The following is an 18,998-nucleotide window of genomic DNA, read 5'->3' as shown; positions in this document are numbered from 1 at the left end:
CCTTTTTTTTCGTAAAAAAAGGCGCTGATTCAAAAGCGTTGTTTTCGAGCGGATCCGATCTTTTAGGAAAGAGTCCGTATTCTTCTTATAAAAAAAATAATTTTGTCTTTTGAATGCGCCCGAAATGAAAGTCATTGGAACCGTATAGTGTATGGGAAATATATTCATTACTCCGGTTGCGAAAGTTGAAGACCGCCTCGCCGTTGAAGGGAAGACAAATGTAGAAACATTTTTGATCCCGGAAAGATATTGGAAAAGACTGAACGCAGAGGAGAAAGTTTTTCTCCGAAAGAAAATCCCGGTCTTGATGAGAAGATATGGAAAGTATCTTCTCTCTTTAAAGAGGATCAATCCGGAAGTCGGCAAAACGATGTATCAAAAAAATCAAGGCACTCTGAAACGGATCAACGTAAGAATGGATTTTGGGACATGGGCCGTTCTGAGTTCTTATGCAACAGCCCATGGTGTCTCCCGTTGTTTTCTCGTAAATTATATGCTTTGGCTGGAAGAAATTGGAGTTGGAGAATCTATCAGTGAAACTTTAAATGTGGGAACTCCACCATTTTACGATTATTACCGCAATATCTTGACCTTAGATTTAGTCTCAAACACGATTTCGAGAGAATTTATTTTCGCTCCGAATCCAATTTACGCAAAAGACCGCATTCAATATTACTAAGATTCTTCGATTCCCGCGAGAACGGTTTCCGGATTCTCCTAACAACGCATGGGAGAAGGGCCGAAGTTTCCCAAAACCTCCATTGACTTTTTCTCAAATCATAGATCGAATGGACTTTCCAATCCAGTCGAAGAAGAAAAAGGAAAAACAAAAAATGTTCAAACGAAAACTTCCGATGACTCCCTTCCTTGTCCTTTTGCTCCTCACATTTTTTACCGGAACCGTATCCGCATTCGATCACACGCATTCCAAATTTTCGAACGAACTTAAAAAATACGTTCAAAACGGAATGGTCGATTATTCATCCTGGAAAACAAATCGTTCCGCATTGGATTCTTATTTACAGAATTTGAGCGCGGTCGACGAAAAGGAATATTCTTCTTTTTCGAATTCGGAGCGACTGAGCTTTCTTATCAACGCGTATAACGCGTTTACGATTCGTTTGATTCTCGATCATTATCCGCTGAAAAGTATCAAGGATCTCGGTGGGATTTTTTCCGGACCCTGGAAAATTGAATTCTTTACTCTCCTAGGAACCAAGAAGAATCTGGACTGGATCGAGCACGAAAAACTCAGAAAGGATTTTCAGGAACCCAGAATTCATTTTGCGATCAACTGCGCCTCGAAAGGATGTCCTCCGATTCTGAACGAGGCTTATCAAGCGGCAAAACTAGAAGAACAAATGAGTTCCGTTGCAAAAAAATTTCTCTCCGATTCTAAATACAATCGATACGATTCATCGAAAAAAATTCTTTACCTTTCCAAGATTTTCCAGTGGTTTCAGGCGGACTTTACCCGTAAAAGTGGGAGCCTAATTTCCTTCTTCAACGCAAATTCCGGACTTCCCCCGGTCCCGGCCTCCGCGGAGATCCAACATCTGGATTACGATTGGAATCTGAATCAAAGGAAATAATCCGGTCGGTTCTGAAAAAAAAACTGCAAATCTGAAAAAAAGGCGAATTCACTCTGTTAACTTATGACAGAGAAGGCTGGAGCGGTCGCGGAATTTACTTGAAATTGGGTTTCCCATCTTCAACGTAGTTCCAATGACCTCCCGGAAAGATTTTATGGATGCTCTCTATCGAGAGTATAGTGGAAAGATTTTTGATTTCCTCTATAAATATTCCTCCGGGAATCCTGAAGTGGCTATGGATCTCATGCAGGATACGTTCCTGAATTTTTTCAGGAAGTATTCGGATTCGGACCTGGATAAGGAACAAGCGATTCGTTTGCTCTATACGATCGCTCGAAACCGTTCCATCAATCATTCGCGGAAATTTTCGACCGTAAAGGAAAGCGGGAATTCCGAGATGCAGGACTTTCAGGAAAAGAAGCTTTCCTTCGTTAGAAAAGCCGAGCTCAAAGATCTGGAAGAACGCCTCCTGGTTTGTTTGGATGAACTGGAAGAAGACGAAAGATATGCTCTGATCCTTCGGTTTATGGAAGATTATAATTTGTCTACGATTGCTGAAATTATGGACATTTCGGTTTCGACCGCTTCGCGGTTGGTCGTGAAAGCGACTGCGAAGGTGACTGAAATCGCGGAAAAAAAGAATTTGAAGCCCTGATTGAATCATATAAAAAAAGTTGGAAGCATCGGGAATGGAAAGGGAAGAGAAGATAAAAGAAATTCTGCTGGAAGGCAAGCAGAACGAACTAAGTCCATCCGTGGAATGGCTCGGCAAAGGTCTGAGTAGTTCTTGGGTTGAGTATTCTCCCAAACAATCAGACTTTGAGTCGCTCTATACCCGTGCCCAGACATCGAAAGTGGTTCCCATCTCCCGCTTTGCAAAAAATAAAATCGTAATTTCACTTTCTGCCGCGGCTATTTTTTTAATGGCAATTACATTAGGATATTATTCTATTCTTAAGGATAGCCCTCCTCTAAGCTTGGAAAAAGGGGGAGTCGAGATTTCTCAGGTAGAAGGAGAAGCCTATTTAACTTCTACCGATCCGAAAGATAAAATTCTTCTCAAGCCGGGAGTTCGAATCCAAGAAGGGCAAAGAGTTGTCACCTCTTCAAAGGCGTTTTTGAATCTGAAAGTATCCGAGGGAATTGCGGTCCGTGTGCTCGGGGATTCTCAAGTTTCATTCCGCAAGATCGATCTTTCAACTCATTATAAAATCGGAATCGATTTGGAAAAAGGCGAACTTTTAGCTCATATTCATAAGAATCTGAAGAAGGAAGAATTTTCCGTACGTTCCGAAACTGTCAGTGCCGAGGTTCGTGGGACCAGTTTTAGTTTTCAAAATCTTCCCGGCGAAGGAACCAAGATTCAAGTTTTAGAAGGTAGAGTCGCCGTCAGCGCGAGAGCGGATTCTCAAAAGACCGCGCCGGAAGGGGAGCAGGTTTTAGAACCGAACCAGGCGATTTTTGTGAGTCCAAAAGGTTTTGTTCGGAGTCTTCTCAAGGAATCCGAAAAGGATCTCTTAAATTCCGAATTCGATAAGTTGCCAATCGAAAGCATTCCTCGGGATAAGAATAAGGGATATTCCAGTAAACAGGAACTCCTGACGGAATTTCAAAGAATGGAACGGATTGTCCTCTTGGATGGAAAAACAATCGAGGGTGTCATCGTTGACATGGACGAAAAAGCGATGTATGTTCAAACTCTCGAAAAGGAAATTACGATTCCTCGAGAGTCCGTATCCGAAGTGATTCAAGTCCACTAAACGAAATTCTCTTTGACAGGGGGCCGCTAAATCGGGAAATTTAGTCCTCGAGGACCCCGCATGACACAAGACGACCCCGGTAAAAAGAGGATTTTTAGCAACTACATCATCGACCGGGATTTCCAACTCAAATTCTTACTGAATTATTCTTTACTCATTCTTTTCGGACTTCTTTTGACCGTCGGCTTTCTCTATTGGTTGAATTATACAAAATTTGACAAGGGTGTTGTATTCCGTTTGAGAAACGATCCCGTCAAAGTTTATCAAAAAGGTTTCGAAGAACTAAACGGAGTCGAAAGAGAAAAGTTCGTAGAAAGAGAAATCTTTCTTCCGGACTACGATCACAGGCTGGATATGTTTACGATCCAAGTGAACGGGATTCTTCTTTTATCGGGTTTGTTTCTGGGAATGACCGCAATTTTTACCGTAGTCTATTCGCATAAGATGGCCGGTCCGGTTTACAATATCAAAAATCATCTCAAAAGATTAGCGGATGGAGAGAATCTCAAAAAGATCAAAATCCGTAAAGGGGATGAATTTCAGGAGCTCGCCGACCTTCTCAATCAGGTTATAGAAAAGAGGATCAACAATCCAAAGAGTTAAACTTTTCACGAACGCGAAAGAATTTACATGTTCCATGAGATTCTTTCCGTTTGAACATAGGCACTTTTGGAAATTAATTGTAGATTTTTTCCCAAACCTATGTAAACCTTCTCGGTATGATTCGTAGCGTTTTACTTCCTTTTTCTTTGATTCTTCTTTTTCCGCATTTCGTTTTTGCGGAGGAAGAAGTTGCGATCGCTCTCTTTGTAACGGGAAAGGTTCAATATACTCTCAGCGGAAAGACGGAAGCCCTCAAAAAGAATGTTGTTCTCACAAAGACCGCAAAGGTGGAAACCGGAGACGGGAAGGCGGATCTTCAATTGGGCGCAAATGCTGTGGTTCGTCTCGCTCCTTTCACCAAGATAGAAATTTCGGAACTCTATTCCGATGGAACCAAAAATAAAACCAAGGTCAATCTGGTTTCCGGTAAACTTTTTGCCAACGTTCAAAAATCGAATAAAAAGGAAGACTTGGAAGTCTCTTCCGTTTCCTATACCGCCGGTGTTCGTGGAACTCAGTTCGTTATCAGTGAAGATCAGGAAACTGCTCCGAAAAACGAGGACTCTTCAATCCCGAACGGGGTTTTCGTAAACGAAGGTCAGGTTGCGGTCAATTCTTCCTCCGGCGGCGAGTTGGACTTGAAAGCGGGAGAACAGGCCTCCTGGAACGGAAAGGAATTACTTCTCGAACCTCTCAAAGAATTCATGAAGGAGAAGATGAAAATCATTCAGACTTTTAAGACGATCAAGGCTGAGAATTATCAGATGCTCAAAGATCAGAAATTGAAGAATAAAGAACTTCTCGAAAACTTTCCAAAACCATAATATTCTTTTATTGGAATGTTCTCGCCGCGTTCTGCGAACGCGGCGTTGTCGTTACAAACGCCTTCCACCCCTTTCAAATCCAAGTTCCCACAGACGAACCGAATTCTTCTATGATAATTCAAGGATTTTCGGAGATGAACTTTTTGATCGCCTCGGCTAATTCTTCGCCTTTGTCTTCCTGCAAAAAATGTCCTGCTTTTGTGATCGTAATGTGTTTTTGACCTTTGGTTCCCGGAACGAGTCTTCGAAAGAAAACGTCCGCTCCTTTGGTAATCGGATCGCTGTCGCTAAAGGTCAAAAGAAACGGCTTCTTCCAAACTTTTAAAATTTCCCAGGCTTTTCGATTCGCTTCGGAGGCGGGATCATCCGGAGTGATAGGAACCAATGCCGGAAATTTGCGAGCTCCCGCCTTATATTTTTCTTCGGGAAAAGGCGCGTCATAGCCGGCGACGATTTCTTTGGAAAGATCGGATACACATCCGTTTTTTACGATCGATCCGATCGAAAGTCGTTTTACGTTCTGAGAAAAATGCCTCCACTTCAAAAAGTCTTCCTTCGGTGGAATGTCCCCCGTGGGAAGAAACGTATTTGCCGCGACTACTCTGGAAAATCGATCCGGATTCTCGGCTACAAGTCGAAGTCCTAAGAGTCCGCCCCAGTCTTGACAAAAGAGGGTCATATTCTTGAGGTCGAGCCCGAGAAAGAATTCCTTTAACCAATCCATATGACTTTGATAAGAATAGAATTCGGGGTCGCTCGGTTTGTCGGATTTTCCAAAACCGATGAGGTCGGGTGCAATGACTCGATAGCCCGCGGCGGCCAAAGGGGGGATCATTTTACGATAGAGAAAAGACCAGGATGGTTCTCCATGAAGTAAAAGTATGGTCTCACTCGCGTCCTTTTTTCCTTCGTCTACATAGTGCATCCTCAGGTTTTGAATTTGATAGTAGTTCGGCTGAAACTTGTAACCTGGAAGATTGTCGAAGGCTGAATCCGGTGTTCTTAAAATTTCCATGGGGTTTTAGAATGCGCGAGATATTCTTTCCGGGAAGCATTTTTCTCTGCCTTTCGTTCCTCGTTTTTGGAAAAAGGGGTTGCCTGCCGGTTTTTGGTCACCGACACTTTTTCGGTTTGAAGATGAGATTCCATTCTGGATTTCAAATCTTCTTCTCTTCGGTTCAGAATTTTGTAAAAGAGAGGTCTTTCCGACTTTTGTAAGAAGGCTTTGAGAAATCCTTTGTAGGATGTCTTACAACTTCGGAGTATTCGAGAGACACCTTTCGTTCGTTTTTAATGTGACATAAGATACATTATCGGAAGTAATACATTCTGTCTACTTTATGTATTTGGCTCCCCTCGACCGAATCTTTTATACTTTTCGGCGCTGAAAACCCCGAGGTACTAAAAACCTCGGAGATATTCCAATCAAAACCTCAAAATGGAATTTCTCACTGGGAAGAGATTTTTCCAAAAAATTTACGAAGTCTTCGGTAAAACGATATAGCGCAGTCTTGGAAAATGAACGTGAACCAATCCGGTTTTCGGTGTGTCGTTTGCGAGAACAATCGTCTCGTCATCCAAGTGGACCAACTTTCCGAAAATTCGTTCGTGATCGTAATTTTCCGGATGAACGATCACTTCCTGCCCGGCTTTGAGGTCGTATGGTTCGGGTACGACATTCGCGGAAACGATCGGGTTTGGAGAACTTGCAGACGCCGTTTTGAGCGCGTCTTCCGCGGTTAACAAAACGGATTCTCCGGCGCCGAATGTTTTCATTCTTGCAAACCATTCATGCAGGTTTTCATGACCGGGGACGAGAGGTTTGAATTTACGAATCGTATTTAAGAACCAAAAAATTTGATAGATCGCGAAGTCTCCTCGGGCCGGAATCTCTCCGCCGAAAAACTGTTTTTTCGCCAAGGCCTTTGCGAACTCGGGAAGAATTTTGGAAAGGCTGAGGTGGAGATACGGAACCAGCTTCTCCATATTCTCCCTCGTTAATTTTTCTTGAGGTTGCATCGCCGCACGATCGTCGACGAGTTCTTGCGGAAGTTTTTGCGCATAGGATCCCATCACGAATTTCGCCACTTTCAAGAATATGTCTGCGTCTACTAATTCGGCAAAAAGGTTAGCCGATGCCGCGTCCGCGTTTTCACGCGAGATCGGAGGCTCCGGAAAAATTCCATTGAGTTTTTCAATGATCAATCGTGAATCGCAATAAAGATCGGATCCGATCTGCAACACGGGCGCCCTTCTATATCCTCCGGTCAAAATCGTTTGATCCGGTTTAGGCAACGTTACGGGCGTGATTACGGATAACCAACTCGCTTTCTTGTATCCTAAAAAGAGTCGAACTCTTTCGGAATAAGGAGAAGCCGGATAATGATGAAGAATGATTTCTTTTTCTTTGGTCATTCTTCAGAGGATAGGAAATTGCTTTCTTTCGGACAAATCAATTTCTCTTTCGAAGCCGTTTTAACGTTGGAAAAGATAGGTCAAAAATTCTTATTTTCGCTTCTTTCTCATAGGTTTTAAATCGAATGAAAGACCTATTTTATCTTTTAGGCGTTCCACAGCTCGGTTCATTTTGATGTCCTTCGACGGAAATTTCGAGTTTCTTTTTTCAGTTTGTCACGGAGGAATGCTGAAAATTCTTCCCATCCTTTTTTCCGTATCAGTCCATATCCTATCACTCTTTTTTTAAAACGAACAAGGTATTAGAATGAAATATGCAGTCATTACGGGCGGAACGGAAGGAATCGGTAAGGCGACCGTCTTCGGACTCGCGAGCAAAGGTTGGGCGATTACGATGGTTGTTAGAAACTCCGATAAGGCCGGAAAGATGATCGAAGAGGTTCAAGCCAAAACGGGAAACAAAAACGTCGACTTCGTTCTCTGCGATCTTTCCTCTCTTTCACAGGTAGCAAAGGTCGGTAAAGAATTGTCGAAAAAACTCCCGAAGATCGACGCATTGATCAACAACGCAGGTTTGATCTCTCCGGTAAGAACGCTTTCCGTAGACGGTTTCGAATCGAACTTTGCAGTCAATCATCTCGCTCACGTTCTACTTACGAACCTTCTCCTCGAGAATCTGATCGCCGCTGACCAGGGAAGAATCATCGCCGTTAGTTCCAAACTCTATAAGAACGCAAAGCCGGACGTTCAAGATTTTCAAAAGGAAAAGTCGTATTCTTGGATGACCGCCTATTCCGATTCCAAATTGTTTAATATTTTCTTTATTCAAGAACTCTCTGAAAAACTAAAGGGCACAAAGGTTACGGCTAACGCGCTTCATCCCGGCGTAGTCAGCACCGAACTTGCAAGAGAAATAAAGGGACCGATCGGATTTATCTATTCCGGTATTCAGAAATTGTTCTTTCTGTCCCCGGAAAAAGGCGCCGAGACCTCGATCTATCTCGCGGATTCCCCCGAGGTTTCAGGGATTACCGGTCAATACTTTGATAGTAAGAAGCGACAAAATTTGACCGGTCCGGCGTTGAATTCTTCCCTTAAATCGAAACTGCTGGAGGAAACGAACCGAATTCTCTCCAAAACATATTAGATTATTCTAAAATGTTCCTCGAAGAGAAAGTCGAACGGAGCGAGGGGGTGAAGGTCTTGTATGTATATCGTTGTATCCACCTTCTTCCGGTCCTTCCGCTTCGTGTTTCAGGCGGGAAGCATAGTAGTAATCGATATCGCTTAAAAAATCCTTTCAGAAAGGGCTAACGATGGGAAGATTGCATGCCCGAAAAAACTATAAAATATCAGGGATCCTTATCGCCTACTACCCCTCACGACCACGTTAGTCGTTTTTAAGTTGGAAAATATTTTTAGATCATTGAGTTCGAGAGAATCAATGTACAAACTCCAATGGAAGTTCTTTGGATCTCTCTAGATTTTAATCAATCCGGAGCGAAGAGAGCGAGCGATTGAAAACGGCGTTCACGAAACTCAGTCGATTCCGAGCATTCTATAAACTTTCGTTATATCTATGGAATTGCGAACGTGGTCCGCGAGCCTATCCAGAGCCTTTTCAACACCGTATTGATTTTGAATTTCGACTAACGCTTGTTTCCCCTTACGAATTCGAATCTTATCTATAAATTTTCTTCGGAACTCGTCTTCGTCAAAAACCCCGTGAATATAAGTTCCCCAAATTCTTCCGTTTTTGTGGCCGTGACCAAGAGAATCCTCCGTTTCTTTTGAGAACAATTCGATCGTTTGTTCGAACGCTTTCGATCTACCATGGTGAATTTCGTATCCGCGTACGAGATCGCCCGTCGGTAGATGAGTTGCGGCAACTTGTCTAAGAGATTTAGATAACTCTAATACAGTTGAAATGTCCAGAAGTCCTAATCCTTCGGAGATTCCTCCATCGGTTTCGATTCGATGTGGATCGGCGATCGTTCTTCCCAGCATCTGATAACCGCCGCAGATCCCCACGATTTCCGTTTTTTCATTCCGTGATAGAATACGAATTCTTTCTGCTAAACCGACATCACGAAGATGTTCGAGATCGGCGATGACGTTTTTACTTCCCGGGAGTAGGATCACATCCGGTTCACCGAGATCCGTCAGGCTTCGAACGATCCGAACTCGAACATCCGGCTCCGCCCTGAGCGCGTCCATGTCCGTATGATTGGAAATATGCGGTAAGTCGATTAGGGCCACATCGATCCTATCTCCGAGGTCGGAGCGATCGTCTAACGCACCGGATTTGAATTCGAGGGAGTCTTCTTCCGGAAGCTCCAAATTCTGAAGATGTGGCACGATTCCAAAAACCGGTTTTCTCGTGTATTCCTCGAGATATTCGGTTCCGGTCTTGAGGAGTTCTTTAACACCTCGAAAACGATTGATCACGAAGCCTGAGATAAGTTTTCTTTCCCATTCTGCGAGAGTCTCCATGGTTCCTATAATGGAGCCGAATAAACCTCCGTGATCGATGTTCCCGATCAATAAAACTTTCGCTACGGCATACTCCGCCATTCTCATGTTTACGATGTCGTTCTTTTTTAGATTCACTTCGGAGACACTTCCCGCTCCTTCTATTATAATTACGTTATATTCGGAAGCAAGGGAGTCGTAGGCTTTTTTTACTTCGGCGAAGGCGGTCGTTTTGTATTTGGAATAGTCTCGGAAATCCATGGAGGCGACTGGTTTGCCGTTGATGACAACCTGGGCATCTTTCTCACTCGACGGCTTGAGCAGGATCGGATTCATCCGAATGTCGGGAAGAATTTTTGAGGCCTGAGCCTGTAACGCTTGAGCTCTTCCGATCTCCCCTCCTCCCGGAGTTACGAAAGAATTGAGGGCCATGTTCTGGGCTTTAAAGGGCGCTACCTTAAAACCGTCTTGAACTAAAATGCGACAGAGAGCGCTCGTAAGAATACTTTTTCCCACGTTAGACGCCGTCCCTTGAAACATCAAGGCCGGCGTTTTTCGGCGAACTTTCGGACTTTCCCTTTTGTTAGAGTTTAGTAAGCTCAAGGCGCCGATCAGTTTCTCGTTTTCTTCCGGAGATTTGATTGCAATTCTGAAAAAACGATTGGAAAGTCCGTTGAAGTCTTCGTAAGGACGGATCCCGATTCTATGTTCTTTCAATAAGAATTCAGAGACGGCATTTCCCGTTTTTTCATTCCTTGTCTTTATGAGAAGAAAGTTTGCCTCTCCAGGAAATACTTTCAAAAAATCTAAATTAGAAAGATTTAAAAATAGATTCTCTCTCCAAAGAGTTGTCAATCGCCTCGAATTTTGAAAAAATTCCTCGTCATCGATCGCTTTTTCGAAGACGGACGCCGCCAATGTGTTGACGTTCCAAGCGGGAAGCCTACGCGATATTTGGGAAATAATTTCTGGAGATGCGAAACAAACTCCGATCCTAAGTCCGGGAATTGCGAGAATGTTTGTCAGAGACCAAATGAGAATCACGTTTTTCGGAAGTCTCTTCCGAAAAGAAAGTCCTTCTTCGCAAAAGTCGATCGAAGATTCATCGATCGCAAAGATAGAATTCGGGAATTCCTCGGTTAAAGATAAAATTTCGGTTGGGACCAGGCTTACCCCGGTCGGGTTGTTCGGATGACCGAAAAAGAGGAGAGCCTTCCGTTTGGGATCTTTGTTCAGAACGGTCCGGATAGAATCCGCATCGAGGCGGAACGAATCTTCTTCTTTGAGTCGTATTTCTTGAACGGGGATTTTAGCGACGTCCAAAGCCTTTTTATATTCTCCATAGGAAGGCACGGGTAGAACTGCAAAATCGAATTCGGAAACGAAGGGGATTTGACGGATCAGTTCGGAGGCTCCGTTTCCGAATACAATCTGATCAGGATAGATTCCAAATTTAGAATATAGTTTCGCCTTAAGTGAAGGATATTCCGGGTCGGGATAAACGACGAGTTCGCTGATCTTGGAATGAATCAAGGGGCGTAACCATTCCGGAAAACCGATTGGGTTGACGTTTGTAGAAAAATCCAAAATCTCTTCGGGGTTATAGCCGGTAATCTTCACAGGTTCATTTAAATTTACATCGTGCTGGAAAGGTCGCATATGCATTCTTATCTTGGAGCCGAATCTATTTCGAAACGCATCCGTTTCCGTGCACTCAAAAAAGATTCTTTCGGCATAGGAAACGATCGTTTTCTTGTCTTTTTTGAAAGAATCAAGTTAGTCGCCCGGATTTTGTTTCCAAATTCGTTCTTTCCGATTCTCTCGTAGAAACGGTGTAAGGTGAACGGGAAATATATTTATTTCTTAAAAGAATCTACCTGAGAGAATGTAAAGCCGCGTTTTCCTTTTTCGCAATATCCGGAGCCATGGAAATCGGACGTGTGTTTGACGGCGGCGGATCCCCGGACCGATTGGAACCGCCTTCCCCGGACTACGAAAGGAGAGGTCTTGGTTCCAATGAAAACAGACCGCAAATCCAGCGGTGAAAGAATCGATTCTATGGAATGGATTCTATTCATCCGAAATCGAAAATGCGAAGATCTTTTTTTTTCGAGTTGTTCCGATTCGATTTGTATCCTATGATAAAGGTTGGTTCCAAATATTGGACACGGAACGATAGGATCGAAACGAAAGATAAAACGATCGAATCGAGATTTCCGGAAAGGCGTTTGAAGATTGAGTATTTGTTCGGGCTTCTACGATAGTCGACGATCGTAAGAATCCTGCTTGACCTCGACCACAAGAAGTTTATACATTCCGCATGTTTCTTCTCGCACAAGCTCGTCCCGTTTTAGTCTGGCCCGAATTCTCCTGGATCCCGGTCATCAACGGAACCATCTTCGTCGTGCTTCTGGTACTTGCGGGATATTGGCTTGAAAAAAGGTTTCGCCGCTCAAACGAGCTTCGAGCCATGTATCGAGCGAGAATTCTCAAAAAACTTCCTCTCACCTATCTCAACGGAAGAGACGTTATACACATCCATACTTTTTTAGACCAGGCAAACGTTTCGGATCTGAGGAGGATGGTAGAATCCCCTTCTTGGTTTCAGGATGTTTTGCTCCCGGAACTCGCGATCTATCTCGCGCACTTAGGAGAACTTCCCGCTTGGAGGGACGTTCTGATCTTCAAGAGGTTGCAACACCTTGTTCACGATTTGGGTCCTCATCCGAAAAAGATCGTTCCGGTCGTATTCTTAACGGATGGAGAAGAAGCATTCCCCGGTTTGATATATTCCGGTCCGATCGTCCCGGAGTCGGTTCAAAAAACCTTTCATGCAAAGGTCTTTACGAAAAAAATCTACCACTCGTTTCCGATCGGAGCCGGAGAAAAAATCCATGTTCTTTTTTCCGGAGACGATCGAGAATGGATTCGTTTCGACGCGACGATTCTCAATGTCAAAGGAAACGATATCGGAATCCAAATTCTTACGGCGCCGGAAAAAGACGCCGAAAAAACGAAAACCTGGGGCGGGGTTCATATGGCGGGTGCAACCGGCCAGGATGATCAACCTCTTCCCGACGAATTTAGAGAGAGCCTTCATCAGATTCTAAGATATTCCGGAATGAGTGCATCGGCGACTGCGGATATTCAAAAAAGGGTCAACGCTTTCAAAGAACATCCGGGTCTCGTTCGGAAGGATCACAAGCCGGAAGATATTCAGACGTTTTTACAATTGTATGCTTCTTGTTATGCGAAGTATCGTTCTGACATTTCACCGATTCCAAAACCGGTTCTTTTGTTCCTTCATTTTTTCTTTTTGGATGAGAATCTACTTTCTCCTTCCAGAATCGTTCAACTCTACTCGACCTTGGAAAAATTGAGAAATCGTTCCGAAGAACCGTATCCGTCTAACCACAATCTTGCGATCTATCTTTTACCGGAATGGTTGGGTCTGATTCTTTCCGGAAAAAAAACTCCATCCCGAAATCATCTCGCCCAATCTTACGAACAAGTCAAAGCTTCTCTCGTTCGTAAAACCGGTAAGGACGACTCCGCCGATCAAAGCGGGATCGAGGACCTCCTACATCTTCTGGACTGGGAGTTGAGCAATCTTTTATACAACGGGATCATCGGGGTTTCCACAAATCCAACGCTTGCCTATCCGATTCTTTCCGAGGATCAGATGTACGGAGAGACGGATGCGTTTTTGATGACTCCGGAAAAACTCAAGGCAGTCGTAGATCACGTTCATAAGATAGACAGACATCTTTTTCACAGACAGATCACCTTCGAACCGGAGCAAACTCCGGGAAAACCCGAACTTGCTATGAAGGAAATTTTTCCGGATTGTATCATTCTTCCCGTGTTCGGAAACAGAGGAGTCCTCTGGCAAGAGGTGACTTCCGGTTTGAGTTCGAGAGGAAGACTAGTGTTCCCGCAGATTCTCAACGAAAACATGACCTTAGCGATCACGAGAACCTTGGGAGAATTCCGCTGGGAAATTGAAAGAACGGTTCGAGGAAGGAAGTGGAAGGATTCTTCTCCTCCTTCGTTGACCTCCGAGTATTTTTTATATCTGGAGAATTATCGTAAGTCGCCGGCTCTCACACCGGACGCGAAAAAAGGAATCGATCAGCAATTGATGAAGTATAAGAAGAATCTAAAGGACATCTTCGGTTCCGATTATTCATATTGGATTTTATTCGAGTCTTCCGGGAAGCTCCGACTCAATCGCGTTTGCAGAGACATTCTAAACCGTTATGTGCCCTTTGCTCCGGAGATTCGGACGAATCTTCGAAAAGATCCGGTTCTCCGGGAATCTATGGATTCCTTTGAGGCGAGAAAACGTAGACTCGTTTCCGGAATCAAAAAAAGATACAACCCGTATTTTCAAGCCGGCAATGTTCCCGTGGAAGTTCAGGAAACGATCAAGTTATTCGAAGAAATGTAAGAATATTATAATAATCTTTCAAAAGCCGAGGTTCTATAATCCTTCGTGACGAAGAATTTCGCGCTACAAACGGGACAAGCGTAGTTCCCGGAGCTCTGAATTTTCAAAAGATGAAAGCAGATGGGACAATTCACCAGAACCGGAGATCCTTCCGAAAAACCTTGGTCCTGAGCGTCGTCCTTTGCTATAAGATGCGACTTTGCCGATTCTCTGTCTTGAAAAACGGGAATGGAAGTTTTGCCGTCCGAAGAAAGATCGATTCCGTCCTGAACCGTACAAATGGCGAATTTAGAATCCGGAAAACGTTCCGGAAGTCGGTTTAAAATCGAGGCTCCTTCGAGGGTCGCTGAGTTCAAGCCGGAAGCGTCCAGTAAAATTCTTCTTGGGGCTTCGGAAAGTTCTTCCAACTTGGAGAATAGGGCTTCTCCGAGTTTAAAGTCCAAATCCCCTTGGAGGTTGATGATAATTTCTTTCAAAGTGTACCGATCTAAAACCGATTTATTCTCCTATTGGAGTGGGGCAAGAAAAGAATTTCTGCAACACATTTTTCGAATCGGTCAAAAATCGGCGTTCGTTATTTCAAAAAGATTGGACTTTTAGGAACAAGAGGATTTTATTTCCTACATGCTCGGTCAATGGAATCGGAGAATGTGGATTTTCCCTTTGGATCTTTTGTTCATGGGAATTTCTTTCTTTTTGGCACATTGGATCCGCTTCGAATCCTTCGTCTTTTTAGTTCCACCCGAAAGATTTATAACTTCTCTCGTCATCGTAATTCTTGTACGCGCGGGAGTTTTTATCCTTTCGGATATTTACAGATCGATCTGGGCGTACGCCTCGATTCACGATCTGGTGGAAATCATCAAGGTGACTTTGCTCTCTTCCTTGATTTCGACCACCGCACTTCTCTTTTACAATCGTTTCGAACAACTCTCCAGAATGGTTCCCGTTCTGGATACGTTACTCCTTCTCAGCTTTTTGTGTATTCGTAGTTTTTCTTGGAGAGTGTTTCGAGATCAGTACATTCTTAAAAAATCAAAGGAAGAAGGAGTTCCTACTCTGATTCTAGGAGCCGGAAAAGTGGGCGCCACACTCCTCTCCGAAATCAGAAGACACAACGAACTCAAACTCAATCCGGTCGGTTTTTTGGACGATAACGTCCAGAAAATCGGGGCTCATATCCAAGGTGTTCCGATTCTTGCGAAGATAGAACAAGCCGAACAAATGATCAGCCAGTTCGGGGTCAAACAAGTCATCATCGCCATTTCCAATCCGGATGGAAAGTTGATCAGCCGTTTGATCCGTTCCTTCGAAAACTCGGACGTGAAGTTCAAAATTCTTCCTTCACTGGGTTCTTTGTTTTTTGATTCTCCCAAGTTGAATCAACTTCGGGAAGTTCAGGTCGAAGACCTTTTGGGTCGTCCGGTCGTCGATCTCGAAATCGAATCCATTCGTTCTTATCTAAAAGGTAAATCCATTCTTGTCACCGGAGCCGGCGGTTCGATCGGTAGCGAACTCTGCAGACAAGTCGCGGTGTTCGAACCTTCTCGGATTCTTCTTTTGGATTCCGCAGAAACTCCGTTATACGAAATCGAGTACGAACTCAAGAAAAAATTACAAGGTCAGAACATCGAACTCGTTCCGATCGTAGCCGATATCAAAAATCTTTCTCGTGTGAGTTCCATCTTTGAAAGACATTCTCCGCAAGTTGTCTTTCATTCCGCCGCTTACAAACACGTTCCGATGATGGAAGTCAATCCGACCGAAGCTGTCATGAACAATATTCTCGGAACAAAAAACATCGCTGACATCTCTCGTCTTTCCGGAGTCGAACGTTTTGTTTTGATCTCGACGGACAAGGCGGTCAACCCCGTGAACATCATGGGAGCTTCCAAACGCGCCGCGGAATTATATCTGCAACACGTTTCTCGCGAAACGAGAACCAAGTTTATCACGGTTCGATTCGGGAACGTGCTCGGTTCCAACGGTTCCGTGATTCCAAGATTCAGAGAACAGATCGCAAACGGCGGACCGGTGACGGTAACTCATCCCGACGTGATTCGTTATTTTATGACGATTCCGGAAGCGACGCAACTCGTACTCCAAGCCGGAAGTATGGGAGAATGCGGAGAGATCTTTATCTTAGAAATGGGCGAGCCCGTAAAAATTCTCAACCTCGCGGAAGAGATGATTCGTCTTTGCGGACTCAGGCCTCATGTCGATATTCCGATCCAGTTTACCGGACTGAGACCAGGAGAAAAATTGTTCGAAGAACTTCTTCTCGATTTGGAAGGAATCAAAAAAACGCATCATCCAAAAATCAAAATCGCATCTCCTCTGGAGAATCAGGAACCCACTACCTTCGTCGCCAGATTCAACGAACTTCTCAATGCGGGAAGAACCAACAAGGACAAGGAAATTTTTCTCGCCTTCAAGGCTCTGGTTCCGGAATACAAAATTCACGGCGACTATCTCAGCGAAGCGAACGTGGAAGGTCCGGACCGCAATTTTAAGAATGGATAAGGGAAATCTAAAAGAAGAAGTTCTGAGTCTCAGAAAGTTCAAGCGACAACTGTTCGATCTCTACTGGGACGGATTCGGTACTTTCTTTTTGCACGCCCTTCCTCATCCCAAACTCGTGATCGGCAAACGAGGATTAGTCGGAGACGAAAAAGAATCCGGGATTGTCCTTGTCTTTAGTCCCAAAGGCGGCGTTCGAAACCTCGATCTTCAGGAAGAATGGATCTACGCGGAACTTCAATTCGGATACAACTGGGAAGAAGTGTTTATTCCCTGGGACTGCGTCCTTCGTTATTTTGATAAAACGCAAACAACGCTAACAAATATGAAAGTTTTTACGACCGAACCGGAAGAACTAAAACATTTCCCTCAGGTCGAAAAGACGGTTTTAACAGAGAAAAAAGAGGGTGATACGAAGGACGACAAGTCCAACGTAATTCAAGTGGACTTTGGGAGTAAATCGAAACAATGAGCCAGAATAAATTCAAATGGTTTGTACTTGGGGACTTGGACGGATTTTTCGGTCTGATGATCGACAATCTGATTCAGATTCTTGTTCTTTCTTTTTTGCTGACCACACTCTGTGGTGTCCCGGGTGACTTTGTATATAAGGTCATTCTTCCGGGAACGGCAATTTCTCTTTTGCTCGGAAATCTGTTCTATTCCTGGCAGGCGCATCGCCTTGCCGAGAAAGAGAACCGAAACGACGTCACCGCTCTTCCTTACGGGATCAACACCGTTTCCTTGTTCGCTTTCGTCTTCTTTATTATACTTCCCGTATATAAGAAAACGGGCGATTACAAAATCGCTTGGCAGGTCGGGCTCGTAGCGAGTCTTCTTTCCGGATTGATCGAAATGTTCGGTTCGTTCGTCGCCGAAAAGATTCGGAAGGTAACTCCGAGAGCCGCACTTCTTTCCTCTCTTGCGGGAATCGCGATCACCTTTATTTCGATGGACTTTTTGGTTCGTACGTTTCAGAATCCGTTGATCGCGTTTCTTCCATTCGGAATCATTCTTCTTCAGTATTTTGCAAGAGTCGTATTTCCGTTTCGTCTTCCCGGAGGCCTCGTTTCCGTGGTATTAGGAACCATTCTCGCTTGGTCACAAGGAGTTTGGGGAAATCCGATGATGGACGGCGCTCTTCTGAAAGCTTCCACCAGTCAGATCGGATTCTACTTGCCGGTATTATCGATCACAGATTTGTTTTCCGCGTTTCAACTCGCGGATATTCGCGAGTATCTCGCGGTGATCATTCCGATGGGAATTTTTAACGTGATCGGATCTTTGCAAAACATAGAATCGGCGGAAGCGTCCGGAGATACATTCAACACAAGAGATTCTCTTTTGGCGAACGGGATCGGAACGGTCGTGGGTTCCTTTTTCGGATCTCCGTTTCCGACGACGATTTATATCGGACATCCCGGTTGGAAAGCGCTCGGTGCGAGAGCGGGTTATTCGACTTTGAACGGAATCTTTATGACGTTAGTCGCTCTTTTCGGGCTTCTCGCGTTTATCCAAGCACTCATCCCCGTGGAAGCCGGAATGGCGATCGTTCTTTGGATCGGAATCGTGATCGGTTCCCAGGCCTTCGAGGCGACACCGAGTCGACACGCTCCAGCGGTCGTGATCGGAATTCTTCCCGCGCTCGCAGGTTGGGGAGTTCTTCTCGTTCAATCCACATTCAACTACGCGGATCGATCGATCGCAGGAATCTTAGAAAACGCGGGTGTAAAAGAGAGCGCGCATCTTTGGATGTCCGATGTTCCTTTGGGACTTCCCTTTCTTCCGTATCCACTCGGCGGACTTCTGAGTCTTTCTCAAGGATTCTTAATCTCTTCTATGATCTGGGCTTCCATCGCGGTCTTTGTGATCGATAGAGATTTTAAGAAGGCTTTGATCACTTGTTTGATCGCGTCCGTTCTTGCGGCTACGGGTTTCATCCACGGCTTCTCCTTAAGAGGAAACGACATTCTCAGTCAGTTCGAGCCAGGGTTTAATTCTTTTGTGACTGCGTATATTCTGCTCGGATTCTTATTTCTTCTCGCTTCTTTTTTTAGAAAGGAGCCGAGAAAGGTTTAAAAACGATTCTCCTTGTTTTGCGTTCCAAAATCGCGTCGCGGGAAAATCGAACGCCAAGAAGAATTTTACGGGAATTGCGACTAACGAAAGTTCACTCTGGGAATTTTGGATCAGAAGAAGTTTCCGATTTACCGAAACGGATCGGAACTTTTCCGGAAGAAGGTTTTTGTTTTTTTGTTAAAAAGAAAGAATCCTGCTTCCGGAACCTTTTTCAAAGGGATCGAAAGTCACTTTGAAACGGTCTAATTTGCGAACTCGCAAAATTGTCTTTATGAGACGTCGA

Annotated in this window: 16 protein-coding genes; 12 read left to right on the top strand and 4 right to left on the bottom strand. The window is 44.3% G+C overall.

Features of this window, described 5'->3' with window-relative positions:
* The first annotated feature begins 151 nt into the window (after positions 1 to 151).
* The 6 genes from DLM75_RS15200 to DLM75_RS15175 all read left to right on the top strand — a co-directional run bounded on the left by DLM75_RS15200 (position 152) and on the right by DLM75_RS15175 (position 4,779).
* A complete protein-coding gene (locus DLM75_RS15200) occupies positions 152 to 679 on the top strand; it encodes a DUF1564 domain-containing protein (RefSeq protein WP_118969355.1) in 528 nt (175 codons plus the stop codon).
* A gap of 154 nt (positions 680 to 833) precedes the next feature.
* Positions 834 to 1,592: a DUF547 domain-containing protein gene (locus DLM75_RS15195; protein ID WP_241547946.1), complete on the top strand. Its 759-nt coding sequence runs from the start codon at positions 834 to 836 to the stop codon at positions 1,590 to 1,592.
* A 154-nt stretch (positions 1,593 to 1,746) separates the two neighbouring features.
* Entirely contained in the window at positions 1,747 to 2,247 is a 501-nt protein-coding gene (locus DLM75_RS15190) for an RNA polymerase sigma factor (protein WP_167731767.1), read from the top strand.
* Between the two features lie 19 nt (positions 2,248 to 2,266).
* On the top strand, positions 2,267 to 3,352 hold the full coding sequence (locus DLM75_RS15185) for a FecR family protein (RefSeq protein WP_118969353.1): 1,086 nt from the start codon (positions 2,267 to 2,269) through the stop codon (positions 3,350 to 3,352).
* A 60-nt stretch (positions 3,353 to 3,412) separates the two neighbouring features.
* Entirely contained in the window at positions 3,413 to 3,955 is a 543-nt protein-coding gene (locus DLM75_RS15180; protein ID WP_118969352.1) for a HAMP domain-containing protein, read from the top strand.
* Between the two features lie 116 nt (positions 3,956 to 4,071).
* Positions 4,072 to 4,779, top strand: a complete 708-nt coding sequence (locus tag DLM75_RS15175; protein WP_118969351.1) for a FecR family protein — start codon at positions 4,072 to 4,074, stop codon at positions 4,777 to 4,779.
* 118 nt (positions 4,780 to 4,897) lie between these two features.
* Here the strand turns inward: DLM75_RS15175 and DLM75_RS15170 are convergent, their stop codons facing one another.
* Positions 4,898 to 5,794, bottom strand: coding sequence for a haloalkane dehalogenase (locus DLM75_RS15170; RefSeq protein WP_118969350.1), 897 nt, complete (start codon positions 5,792 to 5,794; stop codon positions 4,898 to 4,900).
* A gap of 461 nt (positions 5,795 to 6,255) precedes the next feature.
* Positions 6,256 to 7,194 (bottom strand): glutathione S-transferase family protein, encoded by a 939-nt coding sequence (locus DLM75_RS15165; protein WP_118969349.1) that lies wholly within the window; start codon positions 7,192 to 7,194, stop codon positions 6,256 to 6,258.
* A 307-nt stretch (positions 7,195 to 7,501) separates the two neighbouring features.
* Here DLM75_RS15165 and DLM75_RS15160 point away from each other — a divergent pair, with 307 nt between their 5' ends.
* Positions 7,502 to 8,341 carry an SDR family NAD(P)-dependent oxidoreductase gene (locus DLM75_RS15160; RefSeq protein ID WP_118969348.1) on the top strand — a complete coding sequence of 280 codons (840 nt, stop codon included), beginning with the start codon at positions 7,502 to 7,504 and terminating at the stop codon, positions 8,339 to 8,341.
* A gap of 392 nt (positions 8,342 to 8,733) precedes the next feature.
* Here DLM75_RS15160 and DLM75_RS15155 read toward each other — a convergent pair whose 3' ends face one another.
* Positions 8,734 to 11,325 (bottom strand): cobyric acid synthase, encoded by a 2,592-nt coding sequence (locus tag DLM75_RS15155; protein ID WP_118969347.1) that lies wholly within the window; start codon positions 11,323 to 11,325, stop codon positions 8,734 to 8,736.
* Between the two features lie 357 nt (positions 11,326 to 11,682).
* Between DLM75_RS15155 and DLM75_RS24835 the strand changes: the two genes are divergently transcribed.
* Together DLM75_RS24835 and DLM75_RS15140 are read left to right on the top strand one after the other, a co-directional pair.
* The gene (locus DLM75_RS24835) at positions 11,683 to 11,808 is read left to right on the top strand and encodes a hypothetical protein (RefSeq protein WP_277738620.1); all 126 of its coding nucleotides are present in this window, start codon (positions 11,683 to 11,685) and stop codon (positions 11,806 to 11,808) included.
* A 178-nt stretch (positions 11,809 to 11,986) separates the two neighbouring features.
* Entirely contained in the window at positions 11,987 to 14,116 is a 2,130-nt protein-coding gene (locus DLM75_RS15140; RefSeq protein ID WP_118969344.1) for a hypothetical protein, read from the top strand.
* A 5-nt stretch (positions 14,117 to 14,121) separates the two neighbouring features.
* On the opposite strand, the gene DLM75_RS15135 is transcribed toward DLM75_RS15140, so the two are convergent.
* Positions 14,122 to 14,592 carry a hypothetical protein gene (locus DLM75_RS15135; protein ID WP_118969343.1) on the bottom strand — a complete coding sequence of 157 codons (471 nt, stop codon included), beginning with the start codon at positions 14,590 to 14,592 and terminating at the stop codon, positions 14,122 to 14,124.
* Positions 14,593 to 14,740: 148 nt separating this feature from the next.
* Between DLM75_RS15135 and DLM75_RS15130 the strand changes: the two genes are divergently transcribed.
* From DLM75_RS15130 to DLM75_RS15120, 3 genes are read left to right on the top strand one after another with little or no spacing between them, the layout of a single operon-like run.
* Positions 14,741 to 16,639 (top strand): polysaccharide biosynthesis protein, encoded by a 1,899-nt coding sequence (locus tag DLM75_RS15130; protein WP_118969342.1) that lies wholly within the window; start codon positions 14,741 to 14,743, stop codon positions 16,637 to 16,639.
* Positions 16,632 to 17,108, top strand: coding sequence for a ClpXP protease specificity-enhancing factor SspB (locus DLM75_RS15125; protein WP_118969341.1), 477 nt, complete (start codon positions 16,632 to 16,634; stop codon positions 17,106 to 17,108). The genes DLM75_RS15130 and DLM75_RS15125 overlap by 8 nt, the downstream gene beginning before the upstream one ends.
* Positions 17,105 to 18,715, top strand: coding sequence for an NCS2 family permease (locus DLM75_RS15120; RefSeq protein WP_118969340.1), 1,611 nt, complete (start codon positions 17,105 to 17,107; stop codon positions 18,713 to 18,715). Before DLM75_RS15125 ends, DLM75_RS15120 begins: the two co-directional genes overlap by 4 nt.
* The last annotated feature ends 283 nt before the right edge of the window (positions 18,716 to 18,998 follow it).

Origin of the sequence: Leptospira stimsonii (assembly GCF_003545885.1) — a bacterium.
Classification (GTDB): Bacteria; Spirochaetota; Leptospiria; order Leptospirales; family Leptospiraceae; genus Leptospira; species Leptospira stimsonii.
The sequence above is the reverse complement of the archived record's forward strand: the minus strand, read 5'-3'. Positions and strand labels throughout refer to the sequence as shown.